The following is a 17,122-nucleotide window of genomic DNA, read 5'->3' as shown; positions in this document are numbered from 1 at the left end:
TCCTGGCTGCCCGGAAACGCCCGGGCAGCCAATTCACGATCTTACTCGTCGATGCCCTTGGTGCCACGACGCTTCAGGTACTTGTCCCAGTAGAAGTCATCGGCATTTTCGGCGGTGACGATCGAAAGGCCGTTGTCGACGAAGGGGATGCTCATCGGATTGAAGCCGGAACGCTTGGCGTCGTTCATCGGGTCGATCAGTTCCGGGTGCTTGGCCATCCACAGGAGCATGAAGCCCATGTAGCCCTGCATGCCCTGGTTCGGGTTGATCGAGCCGAAGACTTCGCCGGCCTTGATCATGTCGAGGATGTTGGCGTTGACGTCGGCGCACATGACGAGCACCTTCCCACCGCTTTCCTTGCTGGCCTGGGCCGCACCGATTGCGGAGTTGGCTTCCGGCATGAACACTGCGCCAAGGTTCGGATTGGCCTGGATGAGGCTCATCAGGCCCTGATAGGCCTTGTTCGGATCCTGGTTCGAGGCGGCGCGACCGACGAGCTTCATGTCCGGCCATTTCTCAGCCATGCGGTTGACGAAGGCGGTGATGCGCTTGTCGTGATTGTCCTGGCCGGGGTTTTCCAGAACGGCATATTCGCCCTTGCCGCCCATCTTCTCGGCGATCGCGTCAGCGGCATAGATGCCTTCGCGGGTGTTGTCCGAGGTGATGAAGGAGACGCGCTTCGACAGCGGCGAGTCCGCCGCGAAGGTCACGACCGCCGTGCCTTGGTCGATCGCCCGGTTGATCGGCTCGATGAACGGATCGGAGTTCATCGGGTGTACCAGAATGCCGGCAGGGTTCTGGGCAAGCGCCTGGTCGAAAGTGGCGATCTGCTTGTTGACGTCATATTCCGGCGTGCCAGTATATTCAGTCTCGCAGCCGAACTGCTGGCCGGCCTGCTTGAACATTTCATAGACCGGGAACCAGTATTCGACGCCGGATACCATGACGTTCATAACGTATTTTTCGCCGGGCTGGCAGCGAAACGGGTTTGCCGTTTCGGCACTGGCCGAACCTGCCCAGAACGAAGCTGCAATGACCGCCAGAGCGGTCGTGCTGAGAAATTTGCGCACGCGTCCTCCTCGAGGCCGAAGCCCCTCCCAAAAACCGATAGGGCCGTTTGCTTGCGGCCGCTGAATGTATGAGTTTGCCGGAACTCCTCCTCGACTTCCGACAATTGCGATTTAAGCCGCGGACTCAGCTTATGTCAATATAATTCATGGCATGAATAATAATTCATGCACGCCGTGGAAAACCTTGGATCTGGTCCTTCAATCAGCTGTCACGGAGACCCTTTAAAGCGCGGTCATGGTTACCCTGCAACAGATCGCCTTTCATGCCGGCTGCTCGCTGGCGACCGTCTCGCGGGTGGTGAAGGGCGAAGGTCCCGTCAGCGACGAGATGGTGCGCCGCGTGCGCCGGGCCGCGGCCGAACTCGGCTACCGGCAGCCGCTGGCCACGGGCCGTGCGACCAACCGCAGCCAGCCAGTCGTCGGTGTGCTGGTGCCAAGCGTCACCAATCCGGTCTTCGCGGCATCGCTCGGCGGCATCCAGCATCGATTGCAGGCCGCAAACCATGGCGTGCTGATTGCCCAGTCAAACTACGATCCCGCACTCGAGGCACGCGCCGTGCGCTCGCTGCTCGAACAGCGACCGACCGGTCTGATCCTGACGCTCTGCGACGCCAAGACCAGCGAGGCGCTTTCGGCGGCGCTGCCGCCGACGGTGCTTCTCAACAACCGGCCGGTCGCCCGCTTCGCCGCCGCCGTCACCGTCGACAATTACCGGGCGGGCTTCGAACTCACCCGCCACATGCTCGACCACGATCATCGCCGCATCCTCGTCGTCTCCGGCCACTTCCGTTCGTCCGACCGGGCGCGCCTGCGCTACGACGGATATTCCGCCGCCATGAGAGAAGCGGGTGTCAAGCCGATGGAAGCCGTCGAGATCCCCTTCGTCGACGGCTACGAGAACCCCGACCTCGCGACGGTTCTAACGCAGCACCGCCCGACGGCGATCATCGCTTCCAACGATCTGCTGGCGCTTGGCGTGATCGCCGCGCTTCGGCGCGAAGGCCTTGCCGTACCGGACGATGTCTCCGTCGCCGGCTTCGACGGCATCGCCCTTGGCCGGCTGATGACGCCGGCGCTAACCACCATCTCGATGCCCGATGGCGACATGGGGCTTGCGGCGGCCGCGCTGCTGCTCGATATGGCGGAGAACGCGTCGGTCTGCCGCCATCTCAATCTCGACTGCCGCCTTTATCCAGGCGGCACGGTTCGCCACCTCGCCTGAGCAAACACGAAAACGCCGCCCCGAGATTTCCCCGGGGCGGCGTCTGTCGCTTCGGCTACAGGATCAGCTGCGCGGCAGCAGGCTTTCGACTTCGATTGCAGCTTCGTCCAGCGCTTCCTTCGGTGTGGCCTGCTGCTCGACGATGCGCGACAGGTTCTCGACGATCGTCTGCGTGACCTTCACGCCGTTGCTGCCCGGGAAGGCATACCAGGGGCGCATCAGCGGCATCTGCTCGAGGCCGGCGCGGAACAGCGGGTTCTCCTTGTAGAAGTTGGCGAGGTACTCCGGCGACTTGGCGGCCAGCTCGTTGTTCGGCACATAGCCGGTGCCGGGAACGACGACCGAGGCGCCATAGGGGCCGGCAGCGAACTTCGCAAACTTCCAGGCGGCTTCCTGCTTTTCTGCGTCGCGCGTCAGGATGACGACGGCGTTGCCGCCGGTCGGCAGCTTGCCCTTTGCCGGATCGATCAGCGGGATATGCGCTGTTCGCAGGTCGAACTTGTCGCCGACATTCTTGATGGTGTTGCGAAGCGCCCCTGTCGTCTGGAAGGCGAAGCCGACCTTGCCGGCAACGAAGGCCTGTTCGCCAGCCTGCTTGGTCAGAACCGGCAGGCCGCCTTCCTTGACCATGCGGTCGAGCACTTCGACGGCCTTCTCACCTTCGGGGCCGTTGAAGGCAACCTGGCTTTCGTCTTCGCTCAGCATCTCGCCGCCGGCGCCGAAGAGCAGCGCGGAGAACATCCAGTCGTCGCCCTGCCAGCGGAAGTCGATGCCCTCGTTACCGTCGCCGAGCGCCTTGATCTTGCCCCCGAGCGCGATGACCTCGTCCCAGGTCTTCGGCGGGTTTTCCGGGTCGCCGCCGGCTTTGCGTACCAGATCGGCGTTGTAATACATGATCGGGTTGGAGGTGGCGAAGGCAAGGCCCACCTGCTTGCCGCCGACCTGGGCGAGCTTCAGGATGTTCTCGGAAAAGCCCTGCTCGGCCATGTTGCCGTCCTTGGCAATGAACGGGCCGAGATCGACGGGGATGTCGCGCTCGTTGACCATGCGCAGGCGGTTGAGACCGATGAAGGTCAGATCGGGCATCTCGGCCGTGCCGGCCTGACGCATGATCGTCTGGATGCCTTCCTCATAGGTCGCCGACGGATTGGCGAAGGTGATCTTGATATCCGGGTTTTCTTCCATGAACTTCTTCGAGATCGTGTCCATCACGTCCTTGAAGAAGCCGGGCATCGGATAATGCACCGTCAGCTGGGTCTCGGCATAGGCGGGGGCAGCGAGCATCAGCGATGCGGCAGCGGCGGTGAAAAGCTGTCTCAGATGTGTCATGGGTTGCGCTCCAGGTTGGACCGTTCAGCCTTTGAGACCGGTCATTGTGATGCCCTCGACGAAGCGCTTCTGCGCGAGCAGAAAGGCGGTCACGAGGGGAAGGGTGATGATGAGGGTGGCCGCCATCAGCGCGCCGTAGTCGTCGCCGGCCTCCGCGGCGCGGAAGTAGAGAAGACCGAGCGGCGGGGTGGCATAATCCTGGTTGGTGACGACGATCAGCGGCCAGAAGAGATCGTTCCAGTGCGCAACGACCGAGAAGATCGCAAAAGCCGTGATCGCCGGCCAGGCGTTCGGCACGATGACGCGCGCGACGATGCCGGCCTCAGACATGCCATCGAGGCGCGCCGCATGGATCAGATCGTCGGGCATGGCGCGGAAGAACTGCAGGAACAGGAAGATCGCAAAGACCGAGATCGAGAAGGGCGCCACCAGAGCCGTGTAGCTGTTCAGCACCGAGAGCCGGTCGAAGGCCACGTAGATCGGCAGCGCCGTCGCATGGATCGGCACGAGCAGTCCGAGCATGACCAGAACCATCATGGTGCGGGCGGCCCGGAACTTCAGCTTCGCCATGGCATAGGCGCAAGGTATGGCGACGACGATCTGGATGACGAAGATCAGCGCGCAGACGATCACGCCGTTGAAGAGCAGCGTCGACATCGAGACGCGCGATAGCGCCTTGGAGAAGTTCTCGATGTAGGACCACTGCTCAGGAATCAGCGACAGCGACGAGGAAAAGATCTCGCTCTGCGCCTTGCCTGCGGTCGAGACCATGAAGATGTAGGGCGCAAGGAAGATAAGGGCGCCGAGCGACAGCACCGTCAGACGGGCGATGCGGGCGACGGAGAAGGCGTTGCTGGTCATGCGTAGTGCACCTTCCGGTCAAGCACGCGGTACTGCAGAAACATCAGGACGACGAGGATTGCGAGGAAGACCACGGTCATCGCCGAGGCGTAGCCGACGCGCAGATAGACGAAGCCTTCCTGGTAGATGGTGAAGAGCAGCACTTCCGACGCCTTGTTCGGACCGCCTTCGGTCAGCGTCTTCACCGTCTCGAACACCTTCACCGAATTGATGATGCTAATGGTGGTGACGAACAGCGTCGTCGGCCCGAGCATCGGCCAGGTCACCAGCCGAAAACGATCGAACCAGGATTTTGCGCCGTCGACTTCGGCTGCGGCGTAGAGTTCCCGCGGGATGGCGGTGAGGCCGGCGAGGAACAGCACCATGTTGAAGCCGACGGACTGCCAGATGCCGATGATCGAGAGACCGTAAAGCACCGTGCTGGAGGCGCCGAGCCAGTTCGGGCCGGCGATGCCGAAAACGGCGAGGAAGGTGTTGATCGGGCCGATGGTCGGGTGGAACAGGAATTGCCAGACCGTGGCCATGGCGACGAGCAGCGAGGCGACCGGCAGGAAATAGACGGTCCGGAAAAAGGCCCTGCCCTTGGTTTCCGCCTCGATCAACATGGCGATCGCCAGCGAAAGCAGGATCGACACCGGCGTGACGATCGCGGTGTAGACGGCGGTGTTCCAGAGCGAGCGACGGAAGGTGCGGTCGCCGAAGAGCTCGGCATAGTTCTCGAAACCGACGAAACGGAAGCTGCCGTAGCCGAGCTCGAAATCGGTGAAGCCGAGCACGATCACGGCTGCGGTCGGTAGCAGGATGAAGAGGAAGAGCAGCGTGATGGCCGGCAGCGCCAGCAACCAGGCGATGCGCGCTTCGCGGCGGTCGGGATGGGGCGCAGCGATCGCCGTTTCGAAGGTCGCGACACTAGCCATGGACCTTCTCCAGCGTCGCGGCGATAGCGATCGGCTCGGCTGCCACCCGGGTGCCCTCGCCGTCGAACAGCATCGCCCGTTCCGGCATGAACGCGACATCGACGGGCTGACCGATCGCGAGTGCTGCGGCTTCGGCGGGTGCTGCCTTGGCGGTGACCACCGCGCCGATCGCATCGAGGCGTGCGTGGACGATCACCTCGGAGCCGAGAAACTCCATGCGCTCGACCCGCGCAGTCAGCCGGCCGGCACCTGCCGCATGAAAGCGCACGAATTCCGGGCGGATCGCGAGCTTCACCGCCGCATCCGGCGCCTGCCCGCGGCTTGCCAGAAGCACGAGATCGCCGAAGCGCACGATGCTTGCCGTATCCGTGCGGGTTTCGAGCACGTTGATCTTCGGCTGGCCGAGGAAGCGCGCGACCTCGATATGCGAGGGGTTGTCGTAGATCTCCTTCGGGCTCGCCAGCTGCAAGAGATTGCCGCCGATCATGACGGCGACGCGGTCGGCCATCGACAGCGCTTCGGACTGGTCGTGCGTGACATAGAGTGTCGGCACGCCGGCGCGGCGGTGCAGGTCCACGATTTCGCCGCGGGCATGGACGCGCAGGTTGGCGTCGAGATTGGAGAGCGGCTCATCCATCAGGAAGACGGCCGGGCGGCGCACCATGGCGCGGGCAAGCGCTACGCGCTGGCGCTGGCCGCCGGACATCTGGCCGGGCTTGCGGTCGAGCAGATGATCGATCTTCAGCGCTCCGGCCATCTCCTTGACCTGGCGCTGGATATCGCTGCGGATCTGCTTCTGCCCCGGCAGGAGATTGCCGATGACCGGCAAGCGCTGCATCGCCGTCAGGCGCCGCATGGCGAGCGGCACCGAAATGTTTTGACCTGCGGTCAGGTGCGGATAGAGCGCGTAGGACTGGAACACCATCGCCACGTTGCGATCGGCCGCCGCCATCCGCGCGACACTGCGGCCGCCGATCACGATCTCGCCGGCATCGCCGTGATCGAGGCCGGCGACGATGCGCAGAAGCGTGCTCTTGCCGCAGCCGGAAGGGCCGACGAGCGCAATGAACTCGCCGGCTTCCGCCTCCAGGCTGACGCCCTTCAGGATGGCGTTGCCGCCATAGGACTTGGTGATGCCATCCAGCGAAAGCACGCTCATTGCGCTGCCTCCACGCGAACCTTCTTCTTGGCGGCGAGCGGATAGACCTCCTCGACGATCGGGTCGAGCACGTGGCTCGTCAGACCCGGCACCGCGACGATTTCGCTGGTCACGCCGGCATCGGTGAGTTCGTGCACGACGGCACCGACCAGCCGCTCGCCCGGCATCGGCCGTTCCAGCGTGTCGATGATGAAGGAGGTCGGCGGCGCCCAGACGAGCGACGTCCCGGCATGTTCGCCGGTCCAGGCCCAGTGCAGGTGACCGCTTGCATGCAACGCCACCTCGGCTTCGGCGAAAAGATCAAAGAGGCGCTGGCGCTGGCGGGGACGGATGCCCCAGTAGCCGGTGTCGCCCTCGGCCGGGTCGTCGACGAAGAGCGGCTTGTGGGCGAAGACCGCCACCCGGCGGCCGTCGCGACCAAGCAGCTGCTCCTCCAGCCAGGCAAATTGCCTGTCTTCTTCGTCGTCTTCGAAGCCGATCAGCAGGCTGTTGAGGCCGAGCAGCCGCCAGTCGCCATGGTCGCGGCCCCAGTAGTCCGGACCAGCGAGACGGCGCCAGCGGGCAAGCCGGACGGGATCCACAGGCTGGTGCGAGCCCGGTAGATGGCCGACATCGTGATTGCCGGGAACGATCGCGACCGGCATCGAGAGCTGACCGATCAGATCGAGCGAGAAGGTGATGTCGTCTTCGTGGTCGGCACCATCGATGGTGACATCGCCCGTGTGGATGACGAGATCGGGCGCCGCCGCCTCGATCCAGGCGCGAACCGGTTCCCAATTGCCGTTGAAATGGCTTTTGGCGGGGCTGAGATGGGTGTCGCTGATCTGGACGATTTTCATGGAAACGGGCCTCCGACAATGGCTTGCGGTATCCGCGTCGGAGGGTTGTCTCTCCCCTTCTCTGCGGTTGGCCGCAGTCTTTAGGGAGCCGCCATGTCAGTTTGGTAACAGCCGTTCTCAGCTGATTTTCAGTTTCTCCATGAAAGCGTCATTTTCAGAAGCCCGGCCGGCGCGAACCGGCACGCGCGCACCAGATGCGTCTGCGTCTTCTTTCCCCAGGCTCATTACTTTGCGCCGAGTTTGCCCCGAAAAGATGCCGGACAGGACTGCTCCATGACGGTCGCAAGCATCGCATTCGACGCGTCTGCTTCGGCGACGACCCAGTCGCGAAAGGCCTGGATCTTCTTCTGCCGCCTGGTGCTTTGCGGATAGACCAGCCAATAGGCGCGGCCGTCGCGCACCACATGCTCGAACGGCCGGATCAGCCGGCCGCTCTTCAGTTCATCCATCAGGAAGGTCGAGACGGCAATCGCCATGCCGTGATCCGCCAGGATGGTGGCGACATCCATCGCCTGGACGTCGAAGATCAGCTCGGTACCATTGCTCGCCGGCGGCTCGACGCCGGTTTCGATCATCCACCGCCGCCACCAGTTGGCATTGCCGAAACGCCGGATCCTCAGAACATCGGCGGGCTCCTTGAGTTGATGTTTCTCCAGGAAGGACGGCGTGCAGACCGGCACGTAATCGAGCGGAAACAAGGGAAAGACATCGTTTCCCGGCCAGTCGCCGGCACCGCTGCGCACCGCGAGATCGATAGCGTCACGCTTGAAATCGACCAGCTCGGTCGACATGTGGACCCTGATGCTGATGTTCGGATGCGCGGTCTGGAAGGTGGCGAGCCGCTGGCCGAGCCAGCTCGAAACGACGGTCGGTAGCACCGAAATGTGCAGGTGATGTTCGGTCTTGTCGGCAATCTCCGAGAAGGCCGCCCCTAAAAGATCGATCGCTTCGGTTACCTTTGGCGCCAGCTGCCGCCCGGCACCGGTCAGCCGCACCTCGCGCGGAAGGCGGACAAAGAGCGGCGCGCCGATGCGTTCCTCCAACAACCGGATCTGATAGCTGACGGCCGCCTGCGTCATGCCAAGCTCTTCGGCGGCGCGGGTGAAACTCAGGTGCCTGGCGGCGGCCTCGAAGGCGCGCACTGCACTCATAGGGGGAATCTTGCTCATGACGCTGAGATAAGCATTCTTTATGCCAGCATGCGAGAAATCGCTTTGCGCGAAACGGCAAAAAACCTCACTTTTTTCGCGAACACACGCCTTGTAGAGAAGTGAGGATAGCAATGCTTAGCGCAGTGCGATCAATGATTTACCATGCCCTGAATTGGGCCGACAGGACCCTCAGTCCTCCGGTCGCCATCGACACGTTCAACGAGTTCCAGCTCCGGGATATCGGCCTGACGCGGGACCAGGAACATATCCGTGCGCGCGTCGGCGACACCGCGGATCCGTGGCACTGGCCGGAGGAGCCCAAGCCCGTGCCGGTGCAACCCGCCGCGAAAGCAGTTTGCAGCGAAGGACCGCGCATTGCCCGCGTTTCGCCCCGCGCCCAGGCCGGAGAGAATAAAGACATAAGCATTTCTTTATGCGATTGACGGCCGAGCGATTGCAGGGCATTGTTCCCGACATCGTGGTTCTGCGCCTCGCCATCCGGCGGGGCGGAGCTAAGAGGGAATTCGGTGCGGCGCTGACAAGCGCCCAGGCCGGAGCTGCCCCCGCAACTGTAGGCGGAGAGCGGCCGTTCGATGATGTCACTGAGGAAGACGCCTCGGGAAGACGGAACGGTCCGCGTTGACCCGCAAGCCAGGAGACCTGCCGCGATAAACAACGTCCACGGGCGGGGTGTCCGATGGGGCGCGTTGACGACGCGGGACCCTTCTCGCGTCGCGGATGCGTCGCATTCAAGCCTTGCCCTTCAACCTTCGGGGTAAGGAAATGACCATCAAGACTGCCAATCTCGGCTTCCCGCGCATCGGCCGCCACCGCGAACTGAAATTCGCGCTTGAACGCTACTGGTCCGGCAAGATCAGCCGTGACGACCTTTTCGACGTCGGCCGCCGGCTTCGGGCCGAAAACTGGGCGGCGCAAAAGGCGCGCGGCATCGACATCCTCCCTTCGAACGATTTCTCGTTCTACGACCACGTGCTCGATACTGCCGTGCTCGTCGGTGCGGTCCCGGCCGCCTATGGCTGGGAGGGCGGTCCCGTCGATCTCGATACCTATTTCGCCATGGCGCGCGGCTCGACCGGTTCGCCCTGCGCTTCCGGTTGCACGCATGCGGGTGACGGCGGCAACGCCGCACTCGAGATGACCAAGTGGTTCGATACCAACTACCACTACATGGTGCCCGAATTCGAAGCGGATCAACGCTTTGCGCTGACGCGTAACCGGCCGCTCGAAGCCTTTCTCGAGGCCGAAGCCCTCGGCTATCGAACCCGCCCGGTCCTGCTTGGCCCGGTGACCTTCCTCAAGCTCGGCAAGGCGAAGGGCGGAGATTTCGATCCCCTGGACCTGATCGAGCGCCTGCTTCCCGTATACGTCGAGCTGCTAACCGAACTTGCCAATGCCGGCGCCGACTGGGTTCAGATCGACGAGCCTTGCCTAGTGCTCGATCTCACCAACCGGGAAAGGCAGGCCCTGGACCTTGCCTATCATACGTTCCGGGCGAAGGTTCCCGGGCTCCGGATCATGCTTGCGACCTATTTCGGCGCGATCGGCGACAATATGGTGAGCGCCCTGGCGCTGCCGATCGCGGGCCTGCATGTCGATCTCGTGCGCGCGCCGCAGCAGATCGAGGTCCTCCTCCAGTCCGCTCCGGCTGACCGAGTGCTGTCGCTCGGCATCATCGACGGCCGCAACGTCTGGAGGACGGATCTTGCCGGCCTGTTGCGCCGCCTGCAGCCGCTCATCTCCGCCCATGGCCGCGACCGGATCGAGCTTTCGCCCTCGTGCTCGCTCCTGCATGTGCCCGTCGACCTCGACCTGGAACAGGCGCTCGACCCGGAGCTTGCCTCGTGGCTCGCTTTCGCCGTGCAGAAGCTCGACGAGTTGAGCCTTCTTGCCCGCGCCTTCGAGCCGGGGCTTGCCCATCCGGAAAGGGCCTTTGCGGCATCGAGCGAAGCTGCCAAGGCGCGTCTGACGTCGCTCAGGATCCATGATCCACTCGTTGCCGGGCGACTGAAGGCGCTGACGGCAGCCGACAGCGAGCGCCGGTCTCCCTTCCCGGCCCGTCGCGCGCTCCAGGCGGACGCGCTGCCGTTGCCGCTTTTCCCGACGACGACGATCGGCTCCTTCCCGCAGACGCCGGAAGTACGGCAGGCCCGTTCCCTGCATGCCAAGGGCGAACTCAGCTATGTCGACTACACCGCCTATCTGCGCCGGGAGACCGAGCAGGCGGTGCGCTGGCAGGAGGAGATCGGCATCGACGTGCTGGTACACGGCGAGTTCGAGCGCAATGACATGGTGCAGTATTTCGGCGAGCAGCTCTCGGGCTACGCCTTTACCCGAAGTGGCTGGGTACAGAGCTACGGTTCGCGCTACGTGCGCCCGCCGATCATCTTCGGCGACGTTTCTCGGCCAAACCCGATGACGGTCGAATGGGCGGCCTTTGCACAGTCACTGACCGATCGACCGGTCAAGGGCATGCTGACGGGTCCGGTCACCATGCTGCAATGGTCCTTCGTGCGCGACGACCTGCCGCGGTCGGTGGTGTGCCGGCAGATCGCGCTGGCGCTTAGCGACGAAGTCAGGGACCTCGAGGCATCGGGCATCGCCATCATCCAGATCGACGAGCCGGCGCTGCGCGAGGGCCTGCCGCTCAAGGCCGCCGACCGCAAGGCCTATCTCGACTGGGCGGTGGAGTGCTTCCGCCTCAGCGCCGCCGGCGTCGGCGACGCCACCCAGATCCACACCCATATGTGCTACTCGGAGTTCAACGACATCATGCCGGCGATCGCGGCAATGGATGCCGACGTGATTTCGATCGAGACGTCGCGATCGAAGATGGAACTGCTCGGCGCGTTCACCGGAAGGGCCTATCCGAACGAGATCGGCCCGGGCGTCTACGATATCCATTCGCCCCGCGTACCGGCGGTGGATGAAATGGTGCATCTCATCGAGCGCGCGACCGAAGGGCTGACGCCGGCGCAGATCTGGGTCAACCCGGATTGCGGGCTGAAGACCAGGCGCTGGGAGGAAACCCGGCCGGCGCTTGTCAACATGGTGGCGGCGGCGCGCGCCCTGCGCCAGGCCTTCGCGGATGATCCCCGCAAGGCGCTTCGCGCATGACGGACCACACGGAAGCGGCGTCGGGGGAAACCCCGGCGCCACAGACCCTCGCCGATATCGTCTTTCCCGGCGACACCAATCATCACGGCACCCTCTTCGGGGGTGCCGCATTGGCGCTGATGGACCGGATCGCCTTCATCGTCGCCACCCGCCACGGCCGCGTTCCCTTCGTCACCGCCTCCTGCGACCGGATCGACTTTCGCGCACCCGCCCGCATCGGCCAGACCGTCAGTTTCTCTGGCCGCCCGGTGCGCGTCGGGCGGCTCTCGATGGTCGTCGACGTCGAGATGGTGGCCGAAGACCTTGCGACCGGCGGCCGCGATCTTTGCTCACGCGGACAGTTCACCATGGTTGGGATGCCGCAGGACAAAGGTGCCGACTGGCACCTTCCGCCGCTCGCCGAGCCCACGCCAGCTGTGCCCGCGGCCGATTTCGTCGGCATGACCGACATCATTTTTCCGGGCCAGACCAACAGCGCCGGCGCGCTCTTCGGCGGCGATGCACTCGCCCAGATGACGAAGGCGGCCTTCGTCGCCGCGAGCCGGCTGACCGGAAAATTGATGGCGCTCGCCTCCTGCAGTGGCGATTTCAAGCGGCGTGTCGCCGCCGGAACGATCGTCGATACGCTGGCGCGGGTCACCCGGACCGGACGCAGTTCCACAACGATCGAGGTCGAGCTCTGGTCGGAAGAACTGCTCAGCGGCGTGCGCGTGCTGACCGTCACCGGGACTTTCGTGATGGTGGCCGTCGACAGCCGCAACCGCCCGGTTGCGGCCTTCGCCGCCTGAGCAAGCCGGGGGCGCCGCTCATGGCGCCCTCGGTCCACAGGATTGATCGCGCCCGCCATTTACTCCCCGTTATCCACACCGAAAAAGAAAAGACCGCTGCACCCCTGCCTCCAGCATATAGAACCTATTGACGCAGATTTGCGATGAACTACTATATCTAGTGTTCGAGGTTCTTCCGATTCGCAAGGATTGGGAGCTAAGACGGGAATACGGTGCGCCGGCGGGTTTCCGCTCAGGCTATGCCGTAGCTGCCCCCGCAACTGTAGACGGCGAGCGACTGTCCGGAATTGGACCACTGAGGCATGAGGCCTCGGGAAGGTCGGGATGAAAGCTTTGACCCGTAAGCCAGGAGACCTGCCTCGAGCAACAAACGTCCACGGGCGGGGTGTCCGGAGGGGTTGAGTGCGTGGCAGGATGAGCCTGCCCGATCGTCTCGACATCTCCCCGGCAGCCTGTCGAAAGCTTCGGGGTGAAGTCATGTCAGTTTCTTCCAGTTCAGATCCACCTTCTGCGGACGGGTGCGCATTGTTGCGCGCCTGATCGAAAGGCCGCGTCCTGAGAGCCCGCACCCGCGGAAATTCCAGAGCGCCCGACCAGAACGAGCCGGCCCGGCTGCCTAGTCGATTTTGGGCCAGCTTGCCGACATCCACTCCGGTCGAGGCGATCGGGGAGCGATGTTTCGTACCCTATCGTCAAGCCCACGGTTCGCGTTCGCGCGACCCGCCGATTTTTTGCGCCCATTTGCCAGCCCCTCACGAGGAACCCATGTCGATCACCGTCTACAGCAAACCCGCCTGCGTCCAATGCACCGCCACCACCCGCGCGCTCGACCGCCAGGGCATCGATTATCGCATCGTCGATATCTCCGAGGATTCCGACGGTTTCGCGCTCGTGCAGGGTCTCGGCTATCGGCAGGTTCCAGTGGTCGTCGCCGGCGAGCGGCATTGGGCGGGGTTCCGCCCGGACATGATCAGCGCGCTTTCCTGAGGGAGAGAAGCGATGGGGCTGATCGTCTATTTTTCCAGCCGCTCGGAAAACACCCATCGCTTCGTCGAGAAACTCGGCCTTCGCGCGGCCCGCATACCGCTCAAAGAAAGTAAGGATGCACTTACGGTTTCGGAGCCCTATGTGCTCATCGTACCGACCTATTGCGGCGACGATGGCCGAGGTGCCGTGCCGAAACAGGTGATCCGCTTCCTGAACGACGCGGGCAACCGCTCTCACATCCGCGGCGTGATCGCAGCGGGCAACAGCAATTTCGGCGCGACCTACGGGATCGCCGGCGACGTGATCTCGGACAAGTGCCGGGTGCCCTACCTCTACCGGTTCGAGCTGCTCGGAACCGACGAGGACGTCGCCAATGTCAAAAACGGGATGGAACGATTTTGGACGTCACAACACTCGAACGCCCCCTGAAGGCGACGGAAGCGGCGCTGGATTACCACGCGCTGAATGCGATGCTGAACCTCTACGACGAGGAGGGGAAGATCCAGCTCGACAAGGACCGGCAGGCGGCGAAGCAATACTTCCTCCAGCACGTCAACCAGAACACGGTCTTCTTCCATAACCTGCGGGAAAAGCTCGATTATCTGGTGACCGAGGGCTACTACGAGCAGGACGTGCTGGACCAGTATTCGTTCAACTTCGTGCGCGATCTCTACGACCACGCCTATTCGAAGAAGTTCCGTTTCCCGACCTTCCTCGGCGCCTTCAAATATTACACGTCCTATACGCTCAAAACCTTCGACGGAAAGCGCTACCTGGAACGCTACGAAGACCGCGTCTGCATGGTGGCGATGGCCTTGGCGCGCGGCAACGAGGCGCTTGCCCGCGACCTCGTCGACGAGATCATTTCCGGCCGTTTCCAGCCGGCGACGCCGACCTTCCTCAATGCCGGCAAGAAAAGCCGTGGCGAGCTCGTCTCCTGCTTTCTGTTGAGGATCGAGGACAACATGGAGAGCATCGGCCGTGCCATCAATTCGGCGCTGCAGCTTTCCAAGCGCGGCGGCGGCGTGGCGCTGTCGCTCACCAACATCCGCGAGATGGGCGCGCCGATCAAGCAGATCGAGAACCAGTCCTCCGGGGTCATCCCGGTCATGAAGTTGCTGGAAGACTCGTTCTCCTATGCCAACCAGCTCGGTGCGCGCCAGGGCGCGGGCGCGGTCTATCTCCATGCCCACCACCCTGACATCATGCGCTTCCTCGACACCAAGCGTGAGAACGCCGACGAGAAGATACGCATCAAGACGCTGTCGCTCGGCGTCGTCATTCCCGACATCACCTTCGAGCTCGCCCGCAACAACGAGGACATGTACCTGTTCTCGCCGTATGACGTGCAGCAGGTCTATGGCGTGCCCCTCACCGAAATCTCGGTGACGGAGAAATATCGCGAGATGGTGGAGGACGCCCGCATCCGCAAGCGCAAGATCAAGGCGCGCGACTTCTTCCAGATCATCGCCGAGATCCAGTTCGAGAGCGGCTATCCCTACATCATGTTCGAGGACACGGTGAACCGGGCAAACCCGATTGCCGGCCGCATCACCATGAGCAACCTCTGCTCGGAGATCCTGCAGGTGAGCGAGGCGAGCGCGTTCAACGACGACCTCTCCTACAAGCACATGGGCAAGGATATCTCCTGCAATCTCGGCTCACTGAACATTGCGGCTGCCATGGACAGCCCGGATTTCGGCCAGACGATCGAGACCTCGATCCGGGCGCTGACCGCCGTCTCCGAAATGAGCCATATCTCGTCCGTGCCCTCGATCGAAAAGGGCAACGACGACAGCCATTCGATCGGCCTCGGTCAGATGAACCTGCACGGCTATCTCGCCCGCGAGCGCATCTATTACGGCTCCGAGGAAGGCATCGATTTCACCAACATCTATTTCTACACAGTGACCTATCACGCCATCCGCGCATCGAACCGGCTGGCGGTCGAAAAGGGCAAGAGCTTCGCCGGCTTCGAAAACTCGAAATACGCCTCTGGCGACTATTTCGACAAATACACCGAGGCCGAATGGCTACCGGCGACCGAAAAGGTGAAGGACCTGTTCGAGGAAGCCGGCATCGCCATCCCGACCCAGGAGGATTGGCTGGAACTGAAACGGGCGGTGATCGAAGGCGGGCTCTACAACCAGAACCTCCAGGCCGTGCCGCCGACCGGCTCGATCTCCTACATCAACCATTCGACGTCCTCGATCCACCCGATCGTGTCGAAGATCGAGATCCGCAAGGAAGGCAAGATCGGCCGCGTCTATTACCCGGCCGCCTTCATGACCAACGACAATCTCGAATACTACCAGGACGCCTACGAGATCGGCCCGGAAAAGATCATCGACACCTATGCGGCGGCCACCCAGCACGTCGACCAGGGCCTGTCGCTGACGCTGTTCTTCCGCGACACGGCGACGACCCGCGACATAAACCGCGCCCAGATCCACGCCTGGAAGAAGGGCATCAAGACCATCTACTACATCCGCCTTCGCCAGATGGCGCTTGAGGGCACACAGGTCCAGGGCTGCGTTTCCTGCGCTCTGTAACTTTGCATTCCAGCAACTGCCCAAGCTGCCCCTCACCCTCTCCCCGCACGTGGGGAGAGGGTGACGGCAGGCGGATGAGGGGCCGACACGACCCAAAGAAGGCTAACCGATGAACATGCACACCAAACCCGCTAGCCGCATCCGCGCCATCAACTGGAACCGGATCGAGGACGACAAGGATCTTGAGGTCTGGAACCGGCTCACCGGCAATTTCTGGCTGCCGGAAAAAGTGCCGCTCTCCAACGACATCCCGTCCTGGGCGACGCTTAAACCCGAGGAGCAGACGCTGACGATCCGCGTCTTCACCGGGCTTACCTTGCTCGACACCATCCAGAACGGCGTCGGCGCCATCAGGCTGATGGAGGATGCCGCCACCCCGCACGAGGAGGCGGTGCTTTCCAACATCTCCTTCATGGAGGCGGTGCACGCGCGCTCCTATTCCTCGATCTTCTCGACGCTCTGCCTGACACCCGATGTCGACGACGCCTATCGCTGGTCAGAGGAAAACGAGTTCCTGCAGAAGAAGTCGGCGCTGATCATGGCAGAGTATGCCTCCGGCGATCCCTTGAAGAAGAAGGTCGCGAGCGTCTTCCTCGAAAGCTTCCTGTTCTATTCCGGCTTCTATCTGCCGATGTACTGGTCGAGCCGCGCCAAGCTCACCAACACTGCCGACATGATCCGGCTGATCATCCGCGACGAAGCCGTGCATGGCTATTACATCGGCTACAAGTTCCAGCGCGCGCTTGAGCGCCTGAGCGAGGAGCGCCGTCAGGAAATCAAGGACTTCGCCTTCGACCTGTTGCTCGAACTCTACGACAACGAGGCAAAATACACCGAGGCACTCTATGACGACGTCGGGCTCACCGAAGACGTGAAGAAGTTCCTGCACTACAACGCCAACAAGGCGCTGATGAACCTCGGCTACGAGGCGCTGTTCCCGGCGGAGGCGTGCAAGGTCAATCCGGCCATCCTCTCCGCCCTTTCGCCGAACGCCGACGAGAACCACGACTTTTTCTCCGGCTCCGGCTCCTCCTATGTCATCGGCAAGGCGGTGGCGACCGAGGACGAGGACTGGGACTTTTAAAGACAGCCCATCCGGTCACACCTGAAAA

The 17,122-nt window shown here is 63.0% G+C and carries 15 protein-coding genes and 2 riboswitches; of the genes, 8 read left to right on the top strand and 7 right to left on the bottom strand.

The annotated features are described in order from the left end of the window. Window positions 1–41: 41 nt before the first annotated feature. On the bottom strand, window positions 42–1,070 hold the full coding sequence (locus JVX98_RS05970) for a substrate-binding domain-containing protein (protein WP_034805587.1): 1,029 nt from the start codon (window positions 1,068–1,070) through the stop codon (window positions 42–44). 235 nt (window positions 1,071–1,305) lie between these two features. Between JVX98_RS05970 and JVX98_RS05965 the strand changes: the two genes are divergently transcribed. Then, window positions 1,306–2,292 carry a substrate-binding domain-containing protein gene (locus JVX98_RS05965; protein ID WP_205236136.1) on the top strand — a complete coding sequence of 329 codons (987 nt, stop codon included), beginning with the start codon at window positions 1,306–1,308 and terminating at the stop codon, window positions 2,290–2,292. A 63-nt stretch (window positions 2,293–2,355) separates the two neighbouring features. On the opposite strand, the gene JVX98_RS05960 is transcribed toward JVX98_RS05965, so the two are convergent. The 6 genes from JVX98_RS05960 to JVX98_RS05935 form a co-directional block, all read right to left on the bottom strand. Further along, window positions 2,356–3,621: an ABC transporter substrate-binding protein gene (locus JVX98_RS05960; protein WP_205236135.1), complete on the bottom strand. Its 1,266-nt coding sequence runs from the start codon at window positions 3,619–3,621 to the stop codon at window positions 2,356–2,358. Between the two features lie 24 nt (window positions 3,622–3,645). Continuing rightward, window positions 3,646–4,482, bottom strand: coding sequence for a carbohydrate ABC transporter permease (locus JVX98_RS05955; RefSeq protein WP_192450227.1), 837 nt, complete (start codon window positions 4,480–4,482; stop codon window positions 3,646–3,648). Beyond that, the gene (locus JVX98_RS05950) at window positions 4,479–5,399 is read right to left on the bottom strand and encodes a carbohydrate ABC transporter permease (protein ID WP_205236134.1); all 921 of its coding nucleotides are present in this window, start codon (window positions 5,397–5,399) and stop codon (window positions 4,479–4,481) included. The genes JVX98_RS05955 and JVX98_RS05950 overlap by 4 nt, the downstream gene beginning before the upstream one ends. Beyond that, on the bottom strand, window positions 5,392–6,558 hold the full coding sequence (locus JVX98_RS05945) for an ABC transporter ATP-binding protein (RefSeq protein WP_205236133.1): 1,167 nt from the start codon (window positions 6,556–6,558) through the stop codon (window positions 5,392–5,394). Before JVX98_RS05945 ends, JVX98_RS05950 begins: the two co-directional genes overlap by 8 nt. Beyond that, window positions 6,555–7,397, bottom strand: coding sequence for a metallophosphoesterase (locus tag JVX98_RS05940; protein WP_205236132.1), 843 nt, complete (start codon window positions 7,395–7,397; stop codon window positions 6,555–6,557). Before JVX98_RS05940 ends, JVX98_RS05945 begins: the two co-directional genes overlap by 4 nt. 224 nt (window positions 7,398–7,621) lie before the next feature. Next, entirely contained in the window at window positions 7,622–8,548 is a 927-nt protein-coding gene (locus JVX98_RS05935; protein ID WP_205236131.1) for a LysR substrate-binding domain-containing protein, read from the bottom strand. Window positions 8,549–8,700: 152 nt separating this feature from the next. On the opposite strand from JVX98_RS05935, the gene JVX98_RS05930 reads away from it, so the two are divergent. The 7 genes from JVX98_RS05930 (at window position 8,701) to nrdF (ending at window position 17,094) form a co-directional block, all read left to right on the top strand. Next, on the top strand, window positions 8,701–8,991 hold the full coding sequence (locus JVX98_RS05930; RefSeq protein WP_205236130.1) for a hypothetical protein: 291 nt from the start codon (window positions 8,701–8,703) through the stop codon (window positions 8,989–8,991). A gap of 19 nt (window positions 8,992–9,010) precedes the next feature. After that, a riboswitch (cobalamin riboswitch) is annotated at window positions 9,011–9,231 on the top strand. 100 nt (window positions 9,232–9,331) lie between these two features. Further along, a complete protein-coding gene (gene metE, locus JVX98_RS05925; RefSeq protein WP_205236129.1) occupies window positions 9,332–11,683 on the top strand; it encodes a 5-methyltetrahydropteroyltriglutamate--homocysteine S-methyltransferase in 2,352 nt (783 codons plus the stop codon). After that, window positions 11,680–12,471: an acyl-CoA thioesterase gene (locus tag JVX98_RS05920; protein WP_205236128.1), complete on the top strand. Its 792-nt coding sequence runs from the start codon at window positions 11,680–11,682 to the stop codon at window positions 12,469–12,471. Before metE ends, JVX98_RS05920 begins: the two co-directional genes overlap by 4 nt. Window positions 12,472–12,621: 150 nt before the next feature. Then, window positions 12,622–12,848: riboswitch (cobalamin riboswitch) on the top strand. Between the two features lie 388 nt (window positions 12,849–13,236). Next, a complete protein-coding gene (nrdH, locus tag JVX98_RS05915; protein ID WP_192450207.1) occupies window positions 13,237–13,458 on the top strand; it encodes a glutaredoxin-like protein NrdH in 222 nt (73 codons plus the stop codon). A 12-nt stretch (window positions 13,459–13,470) separates the two neighbouring features. Then, window positions 13,471–13,887 carry a class Ib ribonucleoside-diphosphate reductase assembly flavoprotein NrdI gene (nrdI, locus tag JVX98_RS05910; RefSeq protein ID WP_205236127.1) on the top strand — a complete coding sequence of 139 codons (417 nt, stop codon included), beginning with the start codon at window positions 13,471–13,473 and terminating at the stop codon, window positions 13,885–13,887. Beyond that, window positions 13,857–16,010: a class 1b ribonucleoside-diphosphate reductase subunit alpha gene (gene nrdE / locus JVX98_RS05905; protein WP_205236126.1), complete on the top strand. Its 2,154-nt coding sequence runs from the start codon at window positions 13,857–13,859 to the stop codon at window positions 16,008–16,010. The genes nrdI and nrdE overlap by 31 nt, the downstream gene beginning before the upstream one ends. Before the next feature lie 109 nt (window positions 16,011–16,119). Then, complete coding sequence (gene nrdF / locus JVX98_RS05900) at window positions 16,120–17,094, top strand: class 1b ribonucleoside-diphosphate reductase subunit beta (RefSeq protein ID WP_205236125.1); 975 nt, start codon at window positions 16,120–16,122, stop codon at window positions 17,092–17,094. The last annotated feature ends 28 nt before the right edge of the window (window positions 17,095–17,122 follow it).

It is taken from the genome of Ensifer sp. PDNC004, from assembly GCF_016919405.1.
In the GTDB taxonomy this organism is placed as follows: Bacteria; Pseudomonadota; Alphaproteobacteria; order Rhizobiales; family Rhizobiaceae; genus Ensifer.
This window is presented reverse-complemented; position numbering and strand designations above follow the sequence as displayed.

What these genes read in the sequence shown, in the direction of transcription:
- nrdF (WP_205236125.1), top strand. Translation starts at nt 16,120, where the DNA reads ATGAACATGCACACCAAACCCGCTAGCCGCATCCGCGCCATCAACTGG.
- JVX98_RS05945 (WP_205236133.1), bottom strand. Translation starts at nt 6,558, where the DNA reads ATGAGCGTGCTTTCGCTGGATGGCATCACCAAGTCCTATGGCGGCAAC.
- nrdH (WP_192450207.1), top strand. Translation starts at nt 13,237, where the DNA reads ATGTCGATCACCGTCTACAGCAAACCCGCCTGCGTCCAATGCACCGCC.
- nrdI (WP_205236127.1), top strand. Translation starts at nt 13,471, where the DNA reads ATGGGGCTGATCGTCTATTTTTCCAGCCGCTCGGAAAACACCCATCGC.
- JVX98_RS05935 (WP_205236131.1), bottom strand. Translation starts at nt 8,548, where the DNA reads ATGAGTGCAGTGCGCGCCTTCGAGGCCGCCGCCAGGCACCTGAGTTTC.
- JVX98_RS05965 (WP_205236136.1), top strand. Translation starts at nt 1,306, where the DNA reads ATGGTTACCCTGCAACAGATCGCCTTTCATGCCGGCTGCTCGCTGGCG.
- JVX98_RS05920 (WP_205236128.1), top strand. Translation starts at nt 11,680, where the DNA reads ATGACGGACCACACGGAAGCGGCGTCGGGGGAAACCCCGGCGCCACAG.
- JVX98_RS05960 (WP_205236135.1), bottom strand. Translation starts at nt 3,621, where the DNA reads ATGACACATCTGAGACAGCTTTTCACCGCCGCTGCCGCATCGCTGATG.
- JVX98_RS05950 (WP_205236134.1), bottom strand. Translation starts at nt 5,399, where the DNA reads ATGGCTAGTGTCGCGACCTTCGAAACGGCGATCGCTGCGCCCCATCCC.
- metE (WP_205236129.1), top strand. Translation starts at nt 9,332, where the DNA reads ATGACCATCAAGACTGCCAATCTCGGCTTCCCGCGCATCGGCCGCCAC.
- JVX98_RS05930 (WP_205236130.1), top strand. Translation starts at nt 8,701, where the DNA reads ATGATTTACCATGCCCTGAATTGGGCCGACAGGACCCTCAGTCCTCCG.
- JVX98_RS05955 (WP_192450227.1), bottom strand. Translation starts at nt 4,482, where the DNA reads ATGACCAGCAACGCCTTCTCCGTCGCCCGCATCGCCCGTCTGACGGTG.
- JVX98_RS05940 (WP_205236132.1), bottom strand. Translation starts at nt 7,397, where the DNA reads ATGAAAATCGTCCAGATCAGCGACACCCATCTCAGCCCCGCCAAAAGC.